This is a genomic window from Sandaracinobacteroides sp. (genome assembly GCF_057137845.1).
In genome coordinates this window covers 1-1375 of record NZ_DBNHFX010000119.1, presented here as the reverse complement: position 1 = coordinate 1375, position 1375 = coordinate 1, and the positions used below count along the sequence as shown (strand labels likewise).

3 protein-coding genes are annotated in these 1375 nt (G+C 65.3%); 2 read left to right on the top strand and 1 reads right to left on the bottom strand.

Annotated features, from left to right (window positions below; genetic code table 11):
• A partial coding sequence (locus AC16JP_RS06460) for a radical SAM family protein (protein WP_484339785.1) occupies nt 1-440 on the top strand: 440 nt, incomplete at its 5' end.
• A complete protein-coding gene (locus AC16JP_RS06455; protein WP_484339784.1) occupies nt 437-973 on the top strand; it encodes a DUF924 family protein in 537 nt (178 codons plus the stop codon). The genes AC16JP_RS06460 and AC16JP_RS06455, both read left to right, overlap by 4 nt.
• Before the next feature lie 6 nt (nt 974-979).
• On the opposite strand, the gene AC16JP_RS06450 is transcribed toward AC16JP_RS06455, so the two are convergent.
• Nucleotides 980-1375 (bottom strand): PEPxxWA-CTERM sorting domain-containing protein (locus tag AC16JP_RS06450; RefSeq protein WP_484339783.1); only part of this gene is annotated, 396 nt, incomplete at its 5' end.

The window sequence follows — 1375 nt, the reverse complement described above, 5'->3', positions numbered from 1 at the left end:
AGACGGCGGATGCACTGGCGGATGCGGTCGAAGCCGCCTGGGGGGAAGGGCTTGAACAGCGGCTGGTGGTCTGCACCGGCGGCGAACCGCTGCTGCAACTGGATGCGGCACTGATCGACGCCCTGCACGCGCGCCGCTTCCGGATCGCCGTCGAATCGAACGGCACCATCGCTGCGCCCGCCGGAATCGACTGGCTGTGCATCAGCCCCAAGGCCGGGACGGAAGTGGTGCAGCAGCAGGGTGACGAACTGAAGCTGGTATTCCCGCAAGCCGCGCTGCTGCCGGACCTGATCGCGGACTGGGGTTTTCGCCATTTCTTCGTGCAGCCGATGGACGGGCCGGACCGGCTGGCCAACACGCAGGCCGCGATCGACTGGTGCCTTGCCCATCCGCAATGGCGGCTTTCCCTTCAAACCCACAAGATCACGGGGATTCCATGACAACAGCCGCAGAAGTCGTCGGTTTCTGGCGCGACGCCGGGCCAAAGGCGTGGTTCGCGAAAAACGATGCGTTCGACGCCGATTTCCGGCAGCGGTTCCTTGCCGCGCACGAGGAGGCCGCCGCCGGCGGGCTGGCGGGCTGGCAGGCAAGTGCAGAAGGCGCGCTGGCGCTGATGATTCTGCTGGACCAGTTCCCGCGCAACGCCTTTCGCGGCACTGCGCGGATGTTCGTAACCGACGATCTGGCGATGGCCCTTGCCGACGATGCGATCGGGCAGGGCCATGATCTGGCAACCGCCGAAGACCTGCGCATCTTTTTCTATCTGCCGTTCGAACATTCCGAACGGCTGGCTGATCAGCATCGCGCTGTCGATCTGATCCGGCCATTGGGCGGTGAGTGGCTGCGCTATGCGGTTCTGCACCGCGACGTGATCGAACGCTTCGGCCGCTTCCCGCACAGAAACCAACTCCTCGGGCGTGTTTCCACACCCGAGGAGCTGGATTTTCTGGCCGCCGGCGGTTTCGCCGGCTGAACCGTTTCAGGCAAACGCCTGCTTGCGGCGGCGGGCTGCCATGCCCACCATGCCGAAGCCGGCGATCAGCATCGCCCAGGTTGCGGGTTCCGGAATGCCGCCCGTCGGCGGAACGCCGTCGGCGGTGCCGGTCAGCAGGATGTAGTTGCCGCCGAAACGCATGCCGTAGATCTTGGTGCCGTCATCATAGGCGACGCCACGGAACGCGAAGGCGTTGAAGCCGCCCGGTGTCGAGATCGGCGCAAGCGCGGTGATGTCGAAGCTGTCCATCACATTGCCGGCGGCATCCAGCGTCCAGAAGGTGGCCGGATCGCCGACGCCCGGCGCATAGTTGATGAAGAATCCCATCTGGTCGTAGCCGACTGTGCCCAGAAGCTGCGCATAGCCGGTGCCGGAATCGAC